Origin of the sequence: Bartonella tribocorum, assembly GCF_002777915.1 — a bacterium.
In the GTDB taxonomy this organism is placed as follows: Bacteria; Pseudomonadota; Alphaproteobacteria; order Rhizobiales; family Rhizobiaceae; genus Bartonella; species Bartonella tribocorum_A.
Genome location: NZ_NJGE01000081.1, coordinates 1 through 823, shown reverse-complemented (window position 1 = coordinate 823; position 823 = coordinate 1). Strand labels below are relative to the sequence as shown.

Annotated in this window: 1 protein-coding gene; it reads left to right on the top strand. The window is 33.2% G+C overall.

Annotation, left to right across the window (positions count from 1 at the left end):
* The coding region (locus CER18_RS09765; RefSeq protein ID WP_100129747.1) for a type IV secretion system protein at positions 1-611 on the top strand (611 nt) is incomplete at its 5' end.
* Positions 612-823: the final 212 nt, after the last annotated feature.

Here is an 823-nt window from a genome sequence, read left to right as displayed (position 1 = left end):
CTCCACCTCCACCTCCACCAAAAGAATATCTGGAAGTTATTGAATTATTAAAAAAACAGATTCAGTTAAAAGAAAAACAACTTTTAGAAGAAAGGGCAATTTATGAATCTGTAAGAAGGAGTCAGTTTGCTAAAGCTGGTAAGCTAGATTACAGCAGTTTTTTTCTCAAAAACCCAGAACTGATTTACGATGAAAAGGAACATAAAAATGGTCTGTATCAACAAGTTGTAAAGAATGAAAAAAGCGTTTTTGGAAATTTTACAGAAATGCGCAAACAGCTTCTTGCACGTTTACAATATATGGCATCTCTAGACAAAGCTATAACTTTGCAAACTTTCGAAGAGTCAAAAAATCGTTTTAGCTATTTCTCAATCATACCCCAAATGCTAGAGAAAGCACAAAATCTGAAAGACATTATCGATTTGCAAACATATTTGGAGGGTGCATTGGCTATGGTCGAAAATGAATCTATAAAGCTTCAAATGGTTACACATTTACGTCATGCAGAGTATGCGCTTATCAAAATGCGTAGACGCGAACTTGATATGAGCGTTTTTACCACTCTTAACAAGAGTATACCTTTCATACGATTGTCATCAAGCTCTTTATAGTATTTGTTTTCTCTCTCCATGAAGGAAATTCTCATTTAGTACTGTTCTGACAATCTGGAATAACAAACAAAAGTTTCATAAAACCCAAAATAGTCCCAGTAATAATACTTGAGCAAACTGTGTAAATAAAAATGACGCGTATAATATTATGTCTATGTTTTAAAATGATGAGAAATTGAAGTTTTGTTAAAGAGGAATGCTATGAACTTCAC